The sequence below is a fragment of the Streptomyces sp. NRRL S-920 genome, assembly GCF_000717945.1.
In the GTDB taxonomy this organism is placed as follows: Bacteria; Actinomycetota; Actinomycetes; order Streptomycetales; family Streptomycetaceae; genus Streptomyces; species Streptomyces alboniger.
Map to the genome: position 1 here is coordinate 31,966 of NZ_JODF01000082.1, position 16,200 is coordinate 48,165.

The following is a 16,200-nucleotide window of genomic DNA, read 5'->3' on the forward strand; positions in this document are numbered from 1 at the left end:
CTCGACGGCATCGGCGACATCGGCGACATCGGCATCGCGGGCTACCGCGAGCGCGCCGCCTGGTTCCTGCGGGTCAGCCAGAGCGCGCCCGCCGCGCCCGCGAGCAGCACGGTGCCGCCGAGGGTGCCGAGCGCGATCGCGGAGTCGGCGGGCCCGGTCTGCGGGAGTTCGGCGCCACCGGACGCGGCCGTGTCGGAACCGCCGGACGTACCGCCGGACCCGGCGTCGGAGCCACCCGAATCACCGGAACCACCCGAACCGCCCGTACTGCCCGAACCGCCCGTTCCGCCCGAGCCCTTGACGTCCAGCTCCAGGGACGGCTTCGGGTTGTTGGACGGCGTACACGTGGTGGTCGTACCGAGCGCCTTGATCGTGAGGACCCCGGCGGTGAAGGTGACCTTGCCGCTCTTCCTGGGTGTGTACGTCCCCGACAGATCACTGATCTTGATGGGGGTGTTGGCGGGAATCGCCTCCGAGTTCGACGCCCCGGAGACCGGCACGGTGCCGCTCTCGGCGCCGCCCAGCTTGATCACCGCACTTGGCTTCATCGCGCCCTTGCCGAGTTCCACGGGGCTGGAGGAGACGCCCTTCTGGAAGGACATCGTCAGCTTGTAGCCGCCGCCGCTCCTGACGCTCTTGATGTCGATCGGCGACACGGCGCTCTTGTCCCCGATCGGCGTCTTGCACTTGTAGTCGACGTCCTGGACGGTGGCCTGCGCGGCAGGGGCGGCCATCAGCACCGCTGAGCCGCCGGCCAGGGCGGTGGCAAGCGCGAGTGCGGCCGATTTCTTGTACGACACCTCGTGATCCCCTCATGCCGGTCGTCGTGGCGTGCCGCGGTGCGGAGTAACGCTGGATTACTGACGGCACATCAGATTGGGCGCTCAAGGTACGCCCGGGGCCTTGCCGAGGGAAGACAAAAGACGCGCCGGATCGCGATGATCCGGCGCGTGCGTGAGCCGTGGGCGCAAGCCGCGGGTAACGGCCCGCCACAGGTAACGGCCGCGGAGCTAGGCGGGCGCGGAGCTAGGCGGGCGCGCCCAGTTCCGCCCAGACCGTCTTGCCCGTGGCATCGGGGTGGCGGACGACGCCCCAGTCGAGGCAGAGCCGCTGGACGATGAACATGCCGTGCCCGCCCGGGCGCCCGGCGCGGTGCGGGGTCCGTGGCGCGGGCTGTCCCGCCCCCTTGTCGGAGACCTCGATGCGCAGCACCTTGCCGTCGCAGGAGAGCCACAGCTCGTCCGGGCCCTCGGCGTGCAGGCAGGCGTTCGTGACGAGTTCGGAGACGACGAGCAGGACGTCCTCGGCGGCGGCCCGCCGGTCGGCGCCCTCCGCGGGCAGCCAGCCCCACGCGTGCAGCGCTTCGCGCGTGTAGTCCCGGGCGAGGGGGACGATGCCGCTCGCGCCGTTCAGGCTCAGCCTGCGGACCTGGCGAGCCGCGGACTCCCCGGAGCCCCGGCCCGCGGGAGCGTCCGCGACGGCGGCCTCGGACTCCGGACCACGGTCGCCCGGCGAACAAGGCCGGGTGGTGCTCATCAGCGCTTCACCTCACCGACAAGAGGACTGAGCACTCTGGACGCGCAGAGGACTCTGGACAAGTGGAGGACTCGGGACGAGTAGGGGACATCGGCTACTTGCCGTTCTGACAGAGGACGGATCCAGGTCTCTCCTGCCCGGACGAAGCGTGAGAACACCCACTTGTTCGGCCCGACCCGTGTGACGCTGGTAACGCCTTGATCACACAGAGACAACTGACGCGTAACTCTCGCGTTGCACCGTCATGGGCTCAGTCCGCCAGCAGGGCAGCTTCGAGGGTCTCGTGAACAGTGAAGACGGCCTCCGCACCGGTGATCTCGAACACCCGGGCCACCACCGGCAGCATCCCGGCCAGATGGACTCCGCCACCCGCGGCCTCGGCCTTGAGCCGGGCCCCGAGCAGCACGTTGAGCCCCGTGGAATCACAGAACTCAAGACGCGAGCAATCGACGACGAGCCGTGCGTAGCCGTCCGCGAGACAGCTTTCCAGCGGTTCGCGCAGGAGATCGGCGGTGTGGTGATCCAGCTCACCCGCCGGAGTCACGACGGCACTCGAGTCCGCCTTCCGCACTTCGACCAGGAGTCGGCCCCTGTGCGCACTGCCGACCGTGCCGCGGTCCATGCCGTCACTCTCTTCCGACCGTCGTGACTTGTTGATGACGCCTCCGAACATTACGCCCTCTGAACGCTTCGGGGTACCCGAACATCCCCCCGAAATCGGACATTTACCCGCACAACGCACTTGCAAGCGGTGCGCGGAAGCGGGTAGGGGTAGAAGAGACACCAATCGACACGGACGGCTTTGGAGGCGCCGCACACCGCAGTGCACGTATTGGCATCGGCAGCCATATGCCGAGAACGATGGAGGACACCATGTCACCCCGGCTCGACGAATCGCATACTGACCAGGCGACGTCGACACTCCCGCCGCACCGCTCCGCCACGATCCCGGGCCCGTCCCACGAGCCCCGGCCCGCCCCGAACGCCCTCAAGGCATCCGAAGGCCTCGACGCCCTGGAAGGGCTCGACGACCTTCCCGAGATCCCGCCGTACGCCGAGGTGGGGGCACTGGACGCGCGGGCCCTTTCCAAGACTCTCTTCGGCCGCCTCGAATCGCTCGAGGAAGGCACGCACGAGTACGCGTACGTCCGCAACACCCTGGTCGAGCTGAACCTCGCCCTGGTGAAGTTCGCGGCCTCCCGGTTCCGCTCCCGCAGCGAGCCGATGGAGGACATCATCCAGGTCGGCACGATCGGCCTCATCAAGGCGATCGACCGCTTCGAGCTGAGCCGCGGCGTCGAGTTCCCCACGTTCGCGATGCCGACGATCGTCGGTGAGATCAAGCGCTTCTTCCGCGACACGAGCTGGTCGGTGCGCGTACCCCGCCGCCTTCAGGAGCTTCGCCTCGACCTCGCCAAGGCGGGCGACGAGCTGGCCCAGAAGTTCGACCGCGCCCCCACGGTGGGTGAACTCGCCGAGCGCCTGGGCATCTCGAACGACGAGGTCGTCGAGGGCATGGCCGCGTCCAACGCCTACACGGCCAGCTCGCTGGACGCCCAGCCCGAGGAGGACGACTCCGAAGGCGCGCTCGCGGACCGCATCGGTTACGAGGACCACGGGCTCGAAGGCATCGAGTACGTCGAGTCCCTCAAGCCGCTGATCGCCGAACTGCCGCAGCGCGACCGCAAGATCCTCTCCCTCCGCTTCGTCGCCAACATGACGCAGTCGGAGATCGGCGAGGAGCTGGGCATCTCGCAGATGCACGTCTCGCGACTTCTGTCGCGCACTCTCGTCAAGCTCCGTAAGGGACTGACGGTCGAGGAGTGACCCGGCGCGGCGCCGCCGCGCGCTCGAACGGCCCTGTGGGGCCCGCCTCTTGACGGGGGCGGGCCCCACAGCCGTTCTCCGCCCGCAGGGTGCTCAGCGGTTCGGCGGCTTGACCCAGCCCTTCTTGACCAACTGGTTACAGTGCCACCGGCCATAGCGCGGGCTCTCACCCTTGGCCTTTGTCGCCTTGAGGCAGTCCGCGTAGGGGAAAGGGGGCCCCTGAACGGGGGCGGCGGGGGCGGCCTGGGCGGTCGCCGCCGACAGGCCGAGCCCGCCGGCGGCCACGGCCAGGGCGATGGCCATGCTCATTCGACGCACAGATCTCTCCACTTCTCGCGTCTTCTCGCGTCTTCGCGTGCCGAGGCGGAACGCTCCGGCGACCGCTCAACGAGAGAGGCAGCCAGCGGGAAATCACCCATCCGCTGTAACTCGACGGCTGCCCCGCTGCCACACCTCGGCGACCAGCGGCACCCCCGGCCGGTACGCCAGGTGGACATGGCTCGGGGCGTCGAGGAGGGCCAGGTCCGCTCGGGCGCCCTCGCGCAGTACGCCGATGTCCTCGCGGCGCAGAGCCTTCGCACCGCCCGCCGTCGCCGACCAGATCGCCTCGTCGGGGGTCATGCCCATGTCCCGTACCGCCAGGGCGATGCAGAAGGGGACCGAGGACGTGAAGGACGAGCCCGGGTTGCAGTCCGTGGAGAGGGCGACCGTCGCGCCCGCGTCCAGGAGGCGGCGGGCGTCCGGCCACTGGGCCCGGGTGGAGAACTCCGCGCCCGGCAGGAGCGTCGCCACCGTGTTGCCCTGGGCCAGGGCGTCCACGTCCGCGTCCGTCAGGTGCGTGCAGTGGTCGGCGCTCGCCGCGTCCAGTTCCACCGCCAGCTGGACTCCGGGGCCGTACGAGAGCTGGTTCGCGTGGATGCGGGGGTGCAGGCCCTTCGCCTTGCCCGCCGTCAGGATCGCGCGGGCCTGGTCGCCGTCGAACGCCCCCTTCTCGCAGAAGACGTCGATCCAGCGGGCGTGCGGGGCGCAGGCGTCCAGCATGGGGCCCGTGACCAGGTCCACGTACGCCGCCGGGTCCTCCGCGAAGTCCGGGGAGACGATGTGGGCGCCCAGGAAGGTGACCTCGTCCGTGTGCCGCGCCGCGATCCGCAGCGCGCGGGCCTCGTCCTCCGTCGTCAGGCCGTAGCCCGACTTCGTCTCGAAGGTCGTCGTGCCCTGGCGGAGGGCCTCGCGGAGGTAGCGGGTGAGGTTCGCCTCCAGGTCCTCGTCCGTCGCCGCGCGGGTCGCCGCGACCGTGGTGCGGATTCCTCCCGCGGAGTACGCGCGGCCCGACATACGGGCGTTGAACTCCTGGGTGCGGTCGCCCGCGAAGACCAGGTGGGAGTGGGAGTCCACGAAGCCGGGGATGGCGGCGCGGCCTTGCGCGTCGTGCGTCTCGTCCGCCGCCGGGGCCTTCGCCGCCGGGCCCACCCAGGCGATGTGCTCGCCCTCCAGGACCACGGCCGCGTTCGTCAGGAGGCCGAGGGGCGTTCCGTCGCCCTGCGCCGGGTCGTTGGTGACGAGACTCGCGAGGTTGGTGATGAGGGTGGTGGTCATGGCGTCTCCGGGAGTGGGGGGGAAATTCAGCCCCTGGGGGTCCCCCCGGACGGAGTCTGGGGGAGTTTGAGGAGCGGGGTCCGGGGCGGAGCCCCGGGCAGAGGACCGGCTCGGGGACGGCTCAGTCCCGTAGCACCGCGATGGCCTCCGTGAGAGCCGATGGCACGTCGGGGACCAGCGCGTGCGCCCCGTCCCGTACGACCACCCGGCCCCCGGCCACGACATGGCGGACGTCCGCCGCCGTCGCCGCGAACACCGCCGTCTCCGCGCCCAGGCGGGGGACGGGGCCCGCCGTGCGGACCGAGTCCAGGGTGATCGTGGTGAGGTCGGCGAGCGCGCCGGTCTCGATCGTGCCCGCGTCCGGCCAGCCCAGTGCCGCGTGGCCGTCCGCCGTGGCCGCGCGCAGCAGTGCCGCCGCCGTCCAGTGGCCGCGTGTGTGCGAGCGCAGGCGTTCGTTCAGTTCCATCGCCCGCGCCTCCTCGAGGATGTCGATCACCGCGTGGCTGTCGCTGCCCAGGGAGAGGGGGCTGCCCGCCCGCTGGAGTGCGACGGCGGGGCCGATGCCGTCCGCCAGGTCCCGTTCCGTCGTCGGGCACATGCACGTGCCCGCGGTGGTGCGGCCGAGCAGGCCGATGTCCTCCTCCGTGAGGTGCGTGTTGTGGACGCCGGTCGTGCGCGCGCCGAGCACGCCCCGGTCGTGGAGCAACTGCGTGGGCGTACAGCCGTGTACCGCCTGGCACGCGTCGTTCTCCGCCGTCTGTTCGGAGAGGTGTACGTGGAGGGGGGCCCGGCGTTCGGACGCCCACTGGGCCACCACGCCCAGCTGCGCGGCGGGGACCGCCCGTACGGAGTGGACGGCCGCGCCGACGCGGGCGTGGGGCCGCTCCTTGAGGGACGAGGCCCGTTCCGCCCACGCCTGTGCCGTGCCGTCGGAGAAGCGGAGCTGGTGGCGGTTCGGCGGCTCGCCCCGCGTCTCGGAGAGCAGGCCCGAGGCCACGTACGCCGTGTCCAGGAGCGTGATGCGCACGCCCGCGTCCGACGCGGCCTGGATCAGTGCCTCGCCCATCGCGTTGGGATCGGCGTACGGGGTGCCGCCGGGCCCGTGGTGGAGGTAGTGGAACTCGCCCACCGTCGTGATGCCCGCCAGCGCCATCTCGGCGTACACCGCGCGGGCCAGCGCGTGGTACGTCTCGGGGGTCAGGCGGTCCGCGACGCCGTACATGACCTCCCGCCACGTCCAGAACGTGCCCGAGCCGACCTGGACGGTGCCGCGCAGGGCACGGTGGAAGGCGTGCGAGTGGGCGTTGGCGAGGCCGGGGACCGTCAGGCCGCGCAAGGCCGTCGCGCCGGGCGGGGGTGTTTCGGTGCCGGTGCGCACGGCCGTGATCCGGTCACCCGTCACCTCCACCGCCACGCCGGGCTCGACGTGCGTGCCGAGCCAGGCGTGTTCCAGCCAGTACGTCTGCGCCTTCGCGTCCGTCGTCACGTGCACGCCAGCCCTTCCAGTACGTCGGCGAGTGCGGTCACCCCGGCCAGGCAGTCGTCCTCGGCGGCGTACTCGGCCGGGGAGTGCGAGACGCCCGTGGGGTTGCGTACGAACAGCATGGCGGTCGGGACCGAGCCGGACAGGATTCCGGCGTCGTGTCCCGCGCCCGTGCCGAGGACGGGGACCGGCCTGTCGGAGTCCCCGCGCAGGATCGTGCTCAGCTCGTCGCGCAGCGCGTGCCCGAACTCGACGACGGGCGTGAAGGACTCGCGTACGACGTCGAGGTCGACGCCGTGCCGCTCCGCGTACTCGCGGGCGGCCTTCTCGACGCCGGTGACGACCGTGTCGAGGGTCGACTGGTCGGCGGCGCGGGAGTCGAGCCAGCCGCGCACGAGGGACGGGATGGCGTTGACGCCGTTCGGCTCGACGGAGATCTTGCCGAACGTGGCGACCGCGCCCGCCAGTTCGGCTTCGCGGCGGGCGGCGAGGACCGTCTCCGCGTACGTGAGCATCGGGTCCCTGCGGTCCGCCAGGCGGGTCGTGCCCGCGTGGTTGGCCTCGCCCCGGAAGTCGAAGCGCCAGCGGCCGTGCGGCCAGATGGCGGACGCGATGCCGACGGGGTCGCCCGACAGGTCCAGGGCGCGGCCCTGCTCCACGTGCAGCTCGACGAACGCGCCGATGCGCGCGAGGCGTTCGGGGTCGGGGCCGATGCTGTACGGGTCGTAGCCCGCCGCCTCCATCGCCTGCGGGAGCGTGACGCCGTCGCCGTCGCGGAGCTTGTGCGCGGCCTCGATGGTGAGCTGCCCGGCGGTGAGCCTCGATCCCACGCAGGCCAGGCCGAAGCGGGCGCCCTCCTCGTCGCCGAAGTTGACGATGGCGAGGGGCCTGGTGAACTGCGCGTTCCGGGCGCGGAGTTCGTCCAGGGCGGCGAAGGAGGAGACGACGCCGAGGGGGCCGTCGAAGGCGCCGCCGTCGGGCACGGAGTCCAGGTGTGAGCCGGTGACGACGGCGTTCCCCCGGGCCGGGTCGCCCAGCCAGGCCCACTGGTTGCCGTTGCGGTCCAGTTCGTAGGTGAGGCCTCTGGTCTCCGCCTGGGCCTTGAACCAGGCGCGGCAGTCGGCGTCGGCGGGCGTCCAGGCGTGGCGGCGGTAGCCGCCCGAGCCGGCGTCGCGGCCGATGGAACTCAGCTCCCGCCACATTTCCTGGAAGGACACGGGGCTCCGCCCCGGACCCCGCTCCTCAATCGTCGGAGGGGCTGAATTACTCACTCCCCCTCCCGCATGGGAACCCGCACGCCCCGCTCGTCCGCCACGCGCTCCGCGATGTCGTACCCGGCGTCCACATGCCGGATGACGCCCATCCCTGGGTCGTTGGTGAGAACGCGCCGGATCTTCTCTCCGGCGAGCTTCGTGCCGTCGGCCACCGAGACCTGTCCCGCGTGGATGGAGCGGCCCATGCCGACGCCGCCGCCGTGGTGCAGGGAGACCCAGCTGGCGCCCGAGGCCACGTTCACCATCGCGTTCAGGAGCGGCCAGTCGGCGATCGCGTCGGAGCCGTCGAGCATGGACTCCGTCTCGCGGTACGGGGAGGCGACGGAACCGCAGTCGAGGTGGTCGCGGCCGATCGCGAGGGGGGCCTGGAGTTCGCCGGACGCGACCATGTCGTTGAAGCGCTCGCCCGCCTTGTCCCGCTCGCCGTAGCCGAGCCAGCAGATGCGGGCGGGCAGGCCCTGGAAGTGGACGCGCTCCCCGGCCATCTTGATCCAGCGGTGGAGCGATTCGTTCTCCGGGAAGAGGTCGAGGATCGCCTTGTCCGTCTTGTGGATGTCGGAGGCCTCGCCGGACAGGGCCGCCCAGCGGAAGGGGCCCTTGCCCTCGCAGAAGAGCGGGCGGATGTAGGCGGGGACGAAGCCGGGGAAGGCGAAGGCGCGGTCGTAGCCCGCGAGCTGGGCCTCGCCGCGGATGGAGTTGCCGTAGTCGAAGACCTCGGCGCCCGCGTCCATGAAGCCGACCATGGCCTCGACGTGCTTGGCCATCGACTCGCGCGCGCGGGTCGTGAAGCCCGCCGGGTCCTTCGTCGCGTACGACTGCATCTCGTCGAAGTCGACACCGGTCGGCAGGTACGCGAGCGGATCGTGGGCGGACGTCTGGTCCGTGACGATGTCGATGGGGGCGGACTCGGCGAGCATGCGCGGCAGCAGGTCCGCGGCGTTGCCGAGGAGGCCGATGGAGAGGGGGCGACGGGTGTCGCGGGCCTCGACCGCGAGCTGGAGCGCGTGCTCCAGGGAGTCGGCCCTCACGTCGAGGTACTTGTGCTCGATGCGGCGCTCGATCGCGCGCGGGTCGCAGTCGACGCAGATCGCGACGCCGTCGTTCATCGTCACGGCGAGCGGCTGGGCGCCGCCCATGCCGCCGAGTCCCGCCGTGAGGGTGATCGTCCCGGCGAGCGTGCCGCCGAACTTCTTGGCGGCGACGGCGGCGAACGTCTCGTACGTGCCCTGGAGGATGCCCTGCGTACCGATGTAGATCCACGAACCGGCCGTCATCTGGCCGTACATGGTCAGGCCCAGCTGCTCCAGGCGGCGGAACTCCTCCCAGTTCGCCCAGTCGCCGACGAGGTTGGAGTTGGCGATCAGGACGCGCGGCGCCCACTCGTGCGTCTGCATCACGCCGACGGGGCGGCCGGACTGGACGAGCATCGTCTCGTCCTGCTTCAGGGTCTTCAGCGTGCGCACCATGGCGTCGAAGGAGCGCCAGTCGCGGGCCGCCTTGCCCGTGCCGCCGTAGACGACGAGCTTGTCGGGGTGCTCGGCGACCTCGGGGTCCAGGTTGTTCTGGAGCATCCGGAGGGCGGCTTCCTGCTGCCATCCGAGGGCGCTGAGTTCCGTGCCGCGCGGTGCCCGTACGGGGCGGGGTCCGGACATGGGGCGGTGCCTCCTCGAAGCCGTGCGTCGTACGTCTGTTATTCACATCCTGGAGTTATGAATAGAGCTAGTCAATAGCGAACGAATGCGCGAGTACGCCAGCGGGGGCCCGGCCCGGGTGATTGGCTGGATCACATGGCCCACGACGAGGACGACCAGCGGACGGACCCGGACGATCAGCGGACGCAGGTACTCCCCAGGGGCGCGGCCGCCCCCGCCGCCCGCCGTGACCGGGCCGTGCGGGCCGCCGTCGAACAGGGCGTCGTCGGTCCCGCCGCCCCCCTCGCGGGCCTCCTCGACATCGCCGGCATCCGCGCGAGCGCCGCGGCCCTGCGGGACGCCTTCGAGACGGTCACCCCGCCCGGCACCCCCGTCCTGCACGCCTTCGCCGTGAAGGCCACCCCGCTCGTCCCGGTCCTGCGGCTGCTGCGCTCCGCGGGCATCGGCGCCGAGGTGGCGAGCCCCGGCGAGCTGGCACTGGCGCGGGCCGCCGGTGTCGCGCCCGCCGACACGGTCCTCGACTCCCCCGCCAAGACACCCGCCGAACTGCGCCAGGCCCTCGCGCTCGGCATCGCCGTCAACGCCGACAACCCGCAGGAGCTGGCCCGCATCGACTCCCTGGTCGAGTCGGCGCCGACCGGCTCCCCCGTCGGGCTGCGCGTGAACCCGCAGATCGGCGGCGGCGCGATCGGCGCCCTCTCGACGGCGACGCCCACCTCCAAGTTCGGCATCCCGCTGCGCGACGAGGGCGCCAGGCAGTGGGTGATCCGGGCCTGCCTCGACCGGCCGTGGCTGACCCGCCTGCACGCGCACTCCGGTTCGCAGGGCATGCCGCTGGAGATGATGGTGCGCGGCGTCGGAGCGACGTACGAACTGGCCGAGGAGATCAACGAACGCGCCGGGCGGCGCCAGATCGACACCATCGACATCGGCGGCGGCCTGCCCGTCAACTTCGGCTCGGACGAGGAGAATCCGACCCACGCGCAGTACGCGCGGCGTCTGAAGGCGCGGGTGCCGGGGCTGCTCGACGGGCGGTACGGCCTGGTGACCGAGTTCGGCCGCTCGCTGCTCGCCAAGCACGGCACGGTCCTCGCCCGCGTCGAGTACGCGAAGAAGGCGGGCGGCAGGCCCGTCGCGGTGACGCACGCGGGCGTCCAGGTGGCGACGCGGACGGTGTACGCGCCGCTGTCGTGGCCGCTGCGGATCGCCGCGTACGACGCGAAGGGGCGGCCCAGGAGCGGGCCCGCCGTCGGCCAGGACATCGCGGGCCCGGCCTGCTTCGCGGGCGACCTGCTCGCCGAGAACCGTCCGCTGCCGCTGCTCGAACAGGGCGACTATGTGGCCGCGTTGGACACGGGCGCCTACTACTTCACGGCCCACTACTCGTACAACAGCCTCGCCAGGCCCGGCATCTACGGCTTCACGACACACGCCGACGAGGTGCGGTTCGCCGCCGCGCGGGAGCCGCAGACGGTCGACGAGATCGTGGCGGAGGCGGGCGGGGGCGCCGAGCGGGACGCGCTGCGGTATCTGTAGCGGCCTGTGCCGCCCCCAGGCTCTGAGGTTGCTCAACTCGCGCATAGTGACGTGGCTCACGGGCAGACCCTTTTTCCCAGGCCACGTTCTCGGGGGAGGCACCTGTGACGACATCCGGCACGCCCACCGCCGCACCACAGCCGGCGGAGGAACCCGCGCTGCACCGGGCCATCGGCCCCAAGCTGCTGATCCTCTTCGTGATCGGCGACATCCTCGGCACGGGCATCTACGCCACCACCGGCAAGGTCGCGGGAAAGGTCGGCGGCGCGCTCTGGCTGCCGTTCGCGATCGGGTTCGTCGTGGCGATCCTGACCGCGGCCTCGTACGTCGAACTGGTCGGGAAGTACCCGAAGGCCGCCGGGGCCGCGCTCTACACCCAGAAGGCGTTCAAGACGCCGTTCCTCACCTTCATCATCGCCTTCATGGTGATGTGCTCGGGGCTCTCGTCCGCGAGCGCCGCGGCCCGCGCCTTCAGCGGTGACTACCTCGCCGAGCTGACGGGCGACGCGCTGCCGCCGACGCTGATCGCGATCACGTTCATCGTGCTGCTGGCGGCGCTGAACATGCGGGGCGTCTCCGAGTCCGTGAAGACCAACGTGGTCCTGACCCTCGTCGAACTGACCGGCCTCGCGATCATCCTGGGCATCGGCGCGTACGCCGTACTGTCCGGGGACGGCTCGCCCTCGCGCCTGACCGAGTTCGAGGCCGGGGGCGGCACCGCGTACGCCCTGATGACCGGGGTGCTCGGCGCGACCGCGCTCGGCTTCTTCGCCTTCGTCGGCTTCGAGGACTCGGTGAACATGGCCGAGGAGACCAAGGACCCGGTGCGCACCTTCCCCCGCGCGATCTTCATCGGGGTCGCGGTGACGGGCACGATCTACGTCCTGGTGGCGCTGGTCTCCTCGCTCCTGGTCGACTCCGACACGCTGGCCGGTTCGAGCGGCCCCCTGCTGGAGGTCGTGAAGGCGGGCGGCGTCGACTTCCCGCACAAACTCTTCGCGCTGATCGCCCTGTTCGCGGTCACCAACTCGGCGCTGATCAACATCATGATGGCCTCCCGCCTCTGCTACGGCATGGCCAACGAACGCATCCTGCCGCGGGCCATGGGCCGCGTACTCTCCAAGCGCCGCACCCCGGTCGTCGGCATCGTCTTCGTCTCCGTGCTGGCGATCGGCCTGGTCTCGACGGGCGAGATCGAGGGGCTCGGCGATACGACGGCGTTCCTGCTGCTGTGCGTGTTCGCGGTGGTCAACGTGGCGGTGCTCGTCCTGCGCAAGGACCGCGTCGGCCACGCGCACTTCCGTACCCCCACCGCCTTGCCGGTCCTCGGCGCGATCACGGCCCTGATCCTCGCGAGCCCGCTGGCGGACCGCTCGGCGGAGGTCTACATCCGTGCGGGTGTTCTGATCGCGATCGGGGTCGTGCTGTGGGTGGTCAACAGGGCGGTGATGAGGGGCCGGGAAGAGGAGTGAGCTGCGCTCCGCTCTGCTCGTTCCGCTCTGCTGAGGGCTAATACCGGCGCGCCCGAAGTCGGCGATCACTACGGTCCGTTCACATGACGCATACGACGCACGGGACGACAACGAAGACGACCGCAGACCTCGAGACGAACACGACGATCACGACGCGCACGGTCGAGTACCCGGCCGACGGCCTGACGATGGTCGGGCACCTCGCGCTCCCGGCCGGTACCGACCGCAGGCCCGCGGTCCTGATCGGGCCGGAGGGCCCGGGCCTGAACGACTTCCAGCGCCGCCGGGCCGACGCCCTCGCCGAACTGGGTTACGTGGCACTGGCCTTCGACATCAACGGCGGGCGCTGGTTCACCGACCCCCAGGAGATGCTGGCGCACACGACGCCGCTGCTCGCCGACCCCGACCGGATGCGGGGCATCGGCCACGCGGCGCTCGACGTGCTGCTCGCGGAACCGCGTACCGACCCCGACAGGATCGCCGGCATCGGCTACGGCACCGGGGGCGCGATCGTGCTGGAACTCGGGCGGGCCGGCGTCGACCTGCGCGCCATCGGGACGGTCAACGCGCTCCTCACGGGCCGGCCGGGCGAGGCGGCGCGCATTCGCTGCCCGGTGTGGGCCGGGGTCGGCTCGGAGGACCCGATCATGCCGCCCGCGCAACGGGAGGCGTTCGCCGCCGAGATGCAGGCCGCGGGCGTGGACTGGCGCCTCGTGGTCTACGGCGGCGCCCTGCACGCGTTCCACCACCCGCGAATCGACCACGAACAAACGGTCCTCCCCGGCATCGGCCCCCACCCCCTGCACGCGCAACGAGCCTGGCAGGACATCGTCGGCCTGCTCGCGGAGTGCGTACCGGTGACGTGACGGTGTCCGCGAGGCAGCGGCGCTTCAGGAGCGGGGGGCGGGCCCGGCGGTCGCGCGGCCGCGGAGGCGGCGCGGCGGGGTCGGCCAGCTCGCCGGGTAGCCGACCGCCACGGACTGGGTGCCGGGGGCCACCGGGCACGACTGTGCCCACCTGGCCACCGAATGCCCGCCCGCCACGGGCTGATCCGCTCGGCAACCGCCGTTCAGGAGCGAGGCGCGGGCCCGGTGGTCACGCCGGGGCGGGAGTCGTGCGGCGGCGGGCGCCGCCCGGGGCCGCGTCGCCCGCTGCCGGGCCCGTCGTGCGGTACGCCTTGGCCGTCCTGCCCGCGGGGGCGCCCGCGCCGCGGTTCAGCCAGTCGACGCGTACCCACAGCAGTACGTCGCCGTCCTCCTCGCGGCGGCCGAGCCAGGCCGCCTTCGCCCATAGGCCCGCGCCCGCACCCGCCAGGACCGCCCCGCCCGCCACGGGGACGGCGAAGCCGCTGGTGAGGGCGGCAAGGAAGGCCGCGGCGAGCCACCAGCGGTGGCCCCGGCGCCAGTTGCGTACGGCCACGGAGCGGCTCTGGAGCACGTCGTACTTACCGGCGCGGGTCGCCTCGCGGGCCAGAGCGAGGTAGCGCTTCCTGCGGGCGTACGCGACGACGGCAGCGGTCACGAGGAACAGCGCGGCCCCTGCGAGCGCGCCGATACGGCGGCCCGTGAACCCGTCCGGCAACGCACCGACACCGGCGGCCGCCACCCCCAGCCACCACAGGGGCGCGGCCCCGGCCCGCACCACCACCGGCACCCTCGCCAGCCCATGTCCACCGCGTCCCACGTCGCCTCCCGCTCCCGTGCCTCCTGCCGTGCTGCTTCGGCGCAGGAGGTTAGCGCCGGAATCTGAGGAGAGGGTGAGAATCGTCAGGCCTCCAGTGAGCGCGCGAGGCGGAACTGCCGCTCGGCCTCGGCCGCGTCGCCCGCTGCCGCGTACGTACGTCCGAGGCGGCGCCGCACCTCCATCTCCAGGGGCCTGCTGGTGTGCTCGGTGAGCGTGGCAAGGGCCTCCTGTTGGAGGGTGATGGCGAGCGGCAGGTCCCCGTGACCGTGTTCCGCGGCGCCGAGCAGGGACAGGCTCGTCGCGCGCAGTTGCAGGTCGCCGACCTCCTGGGCCAGTTCCACCGCCCGCCGGGCCAGGTCCTTGACCTCGGTGTGCCGGCCGAGTGCCAGGTGGGCCTCGGCGGTGAAGCACAGGGTCTTGCTGATCATTCTGGGGCGGCCGATCTTCTCGGCGAAGGTGAGGGAGGTGGCGTAGTACGTGAGGGCCTCCTCGTGCCGGCCCTGCTGGTCGCGGAGGGCGCCGAGGTTGCAGGTCGACATCCCGGCCAGCCAGTCGTCGTCGAGCCGGGCCGCCATGCCGATGACCTCGCTCAGATGGGCGACCGCTGCCGGGAAGCGGCCCAGCGCGCGCTCCGCGGCGCCCATGACGGCGATCGCCCGGGCCTGTTCACGCAGATCGCCCCGGTGGCGGGCGAGGCGCAGCGCGTCGGTGCACCAGGCGTGCGCCTGCTTGAAGCGTCCCTGGTAGATGTCCGCGATGGCCAGGCAGTTGCGCAGGGAGGACGGCATCCGCCGGTCGTCGGCCAGGTCGGCGCCGGGCAGCGCGAGTTCCAGGGCGGAGCGGCACTCGTGGTAGCGGCCCTGGCGGACCAGCGGGTCGACCAGGGACTCGGCGACCCAGCAGGCGTGGTCGTGCTGCCCGGCGGCCGCCGCGAAGGCGACCACGTCGAGCAGTTGGGCGCCCGCGGCCTCCAGCCACGCGTCGGCCTCCCGCCAGTCCGAGAAGGGGGAGCGGGAGACGTCGGGGCCGGTCGGGAAGCCCTCGGGGCCCCAGTCGCTGGCGATGCGACCGGCGGCCGTGTAGAGGTGCAGTACGGCGGCGCGGTCCGCGGCGGCCTCCCCGGGCACGGCGGCGGCGAGGCGGCGCGTGTGGTCGCGTACGAGATCGTGCAGCCGGTAGCGGCTGGGCCGGGGCTGCTGCAACAGGCTCGCGTCGACCAGGCGTTCCAGGAGATCCTCGGCGTCCTGGAACGAGCGGCCCAGCATCACGGCGGGGGTGAGCCCGTCGAACTCGGCGGTCGGCGACTGCCCCAACGCCCTGAAGCCGCGCCGGAGTTCGGGAGCGAGCAGGTCGTAGGACATCCGGAAGGCGGCTTCCACGCTGCGGTCCTCGGCCCGCAGCTCGCCCAGGCGGCGGTCGCCGTCCGACATCCGGCCGACCAGGTGGGCCAGCGTCCAGGACGGGCGGTTCTGCAACCGGGCCCCGGCGATACGCAGCGCCAGCGGGAGGCCGCCGCACCGGCGGGCGAGTTCCCGCGCGGCCTCCGGTTCCTGCTCGGCGCGCGGCTCGCCGAGGAGGCGCGCGAGCAGGGTGACCGCCTCGCCCGTGTCCAGCGGCTCCACGGTGAGCCGCCGGTCGGCGTCGAGACCGGGCAGGCGCTGGCGCCCGGCCACAAGGACCCGGCTGCCCGGGCCGGCGGGCAGCAAGGGGCGTACTTGTTCCGCGCTGAGGGCGTCGTCCACGACCAGCAGCAGCCGCAGGGAACTGGTGGCCGCGCGCCAGGCAGCCACCAAGTCGTGCAGCTCATCGGGGAGTTCGTCGCCGACGCCGTTGACGGCACGGAGCAGCCGGTGCAGCGCGCGCTGCGGGCGCAGGCTCTCGTGGGGCGCGCCGTGCGTGTGCAGGTCCACGAAGAGGCAGCCGTCCGGGTACTGGTCGTGCAGCATCCAGGCGGCACGGACCAGCAACGCGGTCTTGCCGACGCCCGCGGTGCCGTCGACGGCGGCCACGGAGACGGAGCCGGGGGCGGCGGGCGCGGTGAGCAGATCGAGTTCCCGCTCCCGCCCGATGAGGCAGGCGGTGTCACCGGGGAGTTCGTTGCGGCGGGGGCGGGTGGGGGGTGTGGGCGGGGAGCTTTCGGG

14 protein-coding genes are annotated in these 16,200 nt (G+C 72.2%); 4 read left to right on the forward strand and 10 right to left on the reverse strand.

The genetic code is table 11. The features are described 5' to 3' along the window. Positions 1-41: 41 nt before the first annotated feature. From IG54_RS0134150 to IG54_RS0134160, 3 genes are all read right to left on the reverse strand, one after another. Positions 42-800 (reverse strand): LPXTG cell wall anchor domain-containing protein, encoded by a 759-nt coding sequence (locus IG54_RS0134150; protein ID WP_030793925.1) that lies wholly within the window; start codon positions 798-800, stop codon positions 42-44. Positions 801-1,026: 226 nt separating this feature from the next. Further along, a complete protein-coding gene (locus IG54_RS0134155; RefSeq protein WP_030793928.1) occupies positions 1,027-1,536 on the reverse strand; it encodes an ATP-binding protein in 510 nt (169 codons plus the stop codon). 250 nt (positions 1,537-1,786) lie between these two features. Further along, positions 1,787-2,158 (reverse strand): STAS domain-containing protein, encoded by a 372-nt coding sequence (locus IG54_RS0134160; RefSeq protein WP_030793930.1) that lies wholly within the window; start codon positions 2,156-2,158, stop codon positions 1,787-1,789. 239 nt (positions 2,159-2,397) lie between these two features. On the opposite strand from IG54_RS0134160, the gene IG54_RS0134165 reads away from it, so the two are divergent. Then, on the forward strand, positions 2,398-3,363 hold the full coding sequence (locus tag IG54_RS0134165) for an RNA polymerase sigma factor SigF (RefSeq protein ID WP_078594845.1): 966 nt from the start codon (positions 2,398-2,400) through the stop codon (positions 3,361-3,363). A gap of 93 nt (positions 3,364-3,456) precedes the next feature. Here the strand turns inward: IG54_RS0134165 and IG54_RS0134170 are convergent, their stop codons facing one another. From IG54_RS0134170 to hutU, 5 genes are all read right to left on the reverse strand, one after another. Next, positions 3,457-3,681: a hypothetical protein gene (locus tag IG54_RS0134170; RefSeq protein ID WP_158708981.1), complete on the reverse strand. Its 225-nt coding sequence runs from the start codon at positions 3,679-3,681 to the stop codon at positions 3,457-3,459. 93 nt (positions 3,682-3,774) lie between these two features. Continuing rightward, on the reverse strand, positions 3,775-4,959 hold the full coding sequence (gene hutI, locus IG54_RS0134175; protein WP_030793936.1) for an imidazolonepropionase: 1,185 nt from the start codon (positions 4,957-4,959) through the stop codon (positions 3,775-3,777). Positions 4,960-5,080: 121 nt separating this feature from the next. Continuing rightward, a complete protein-coding gene (locus tag IG54_RS0134180) occupies positions 5,081-6,445 on the reverse strand; it encodes a formimidoylglutamate deiminase (protein ID WP_030793947.1) in 1,365 nt (454 codons plus the stop codon). Beyond that, complete coding sequence (locus IG54_RS0134185; RefSeq protein WP_078594847.1) at positions 6,442-7,644, reverse strand: allantoate amidohydrolase; 1,203 nt, start codon at positions 7,642-7,644, stop codon at positions 6,442-6,444. The genes IG54_RS0134180 and IG54_RS0134185 overlap by 4 nt, the downstream gene beginning before the upstream one ends. A gap of 65 nt (positions 7,645-7,709) precedes the next feature. Further along, positions 7,710-9,368 carry a urocanate hydratase gene (gene hutU, locus IG54_RS0134190; RefSeq protein ID WP_030793953.1) on the reverse strand — a complete coding sequence of 553 codons (1,659 nt, stop codon included), beginning with the start codon at positions 9,366-9,368 and terminating at the stop codon, positions 7,710-7,712. A 135-nt stretch (positions 9,369-9,503) separates the two neighbouring features. On the opposite strand from hutU, the gene IG54_RS0134195 reads away from it, so the two are divergent. From IG54_RS0134195 to IG54_RS0134205, 3 genes are all read left to right on the forward strand, one after another. Then, positions 9,504-10,904 (forward strand): diaminopimelate decarboxylase, encoded by a 1,401-nt coding sequence (locus IG54_RS0134195; RefSeq protein ID WP_030793956.1) that lies wholly within the window; start codon positions 9,504-9,506, stop codon positions 10,902-10,904. 104 nt (positions 10,905-11,008) lie between these two features. Further along, positions 11,009-12,376, forward strand: coding sequence for an APC family permease (locus IG54_RS0134200; RefSeq protein WP_030793959.1), 1,368 nt, complete (start codon positions 11,009-11,011; stop codon positions 12,374-12,376). 83 nt (positions 12,377-12,459) lie between these two features. Continuing rightward, the gene (locus tag IG54_RS0134205) at positions 12,460-13,242 is read left to right on the forward strand and encodes a dienelactone hydrolase family protein (RefSeq protein ID WP_051820327.1); all 783 of its coding nucleotides are present in this window, start codon (positions 12,460-12,462) and stop codon (positions 13,240-13,242) included. Positions 13,243-13,471: 229 nt separating this feature from the next. On the opposite strand, the gene IG54_RS0134210 is transcribed toward IG54_RS0134205, so the two are convergent. Together IG54_RS0134210 and IG54_RS0134215 are read right to left on the reverse strand one after the other, a co-directional pair. Beyond that, positions 13,472-14,059 (reverse strand): hypothetical protein, encoded by a 588-nt coding sequence (locus tag IG54_RS0134210; protein WP_030793965.1) that lies wholly within the window; start codon positions 14,057-14,059, stop codon positions 13,472-13,474. An 83-nt stretch (positions 14,060-14,142) separates the two neighbouring features. After that, a partial coding sequence (locus tag IG54_RS0134215; protein WP_051820329.1) for an ATP-binding protein occupies positions 14,143-16,200 on the reverse strand: 2,058 nt, incomplete at its 5' end.

Bases quoted from the DNA above. Each gene is read 5' to 3' on its own strand.
- IG54_RS0134155 (WP_030793928.1), bottom strand. From the start codon at position 1,536: ATGAGCACCACCCGGCCTTGTTCGCCGGGCGACCGTGGTCCGGAGTCC.
- IG54_RS0134160 (WP_030793930.1), bottom strand. From the start codon at position 2,158: ATGGACCGCGGCACGGTCGGCAGTGCGCACAGGGGCCGACTCCTGGTC.
- IG54_RS0134165 (WP_078594845.1), top strand. From the start codon at position 2,398: ATGGAGGACACCATGTCACCCCGGCTCGACGAATCGCATACTGACCAG.
- hutI (WP_030793936.1), bottom strand. From the start codon at position 4,959: ATGACCACCACCCTCATCACCAACCTCGCGAGTCTCGTCACCAACGAC.
- IG54_RS0134185 (WP_078594847.1), bottom strand. From the start codon at position 7,644: ATGTGGCGGGAGCTGAGTTCCATCGGCCGCGACGCCGGCTCGGGCGGC.
- hutU (WP_030793953.1), bottom strand. From the start codon at position 9,368: ATGTCCGGACCCCGCCCCGTACGGGCACCGCGCGGCACGGAACTCAGC.
- IG54_RS0134195 (WP_030793956.1), top strand. From the start codon at position 9,504: ATGGCCCACGACGAGGACGACCAGCGGACGGACCCGGACGATCAGCGG.
- IG54_RS0134205 (WP_051820327.1), top strand. From the start codon at position 12,460: ATGACGCATACGACGCACGGGACGACAACGAAGACGACCGCAGACCTC.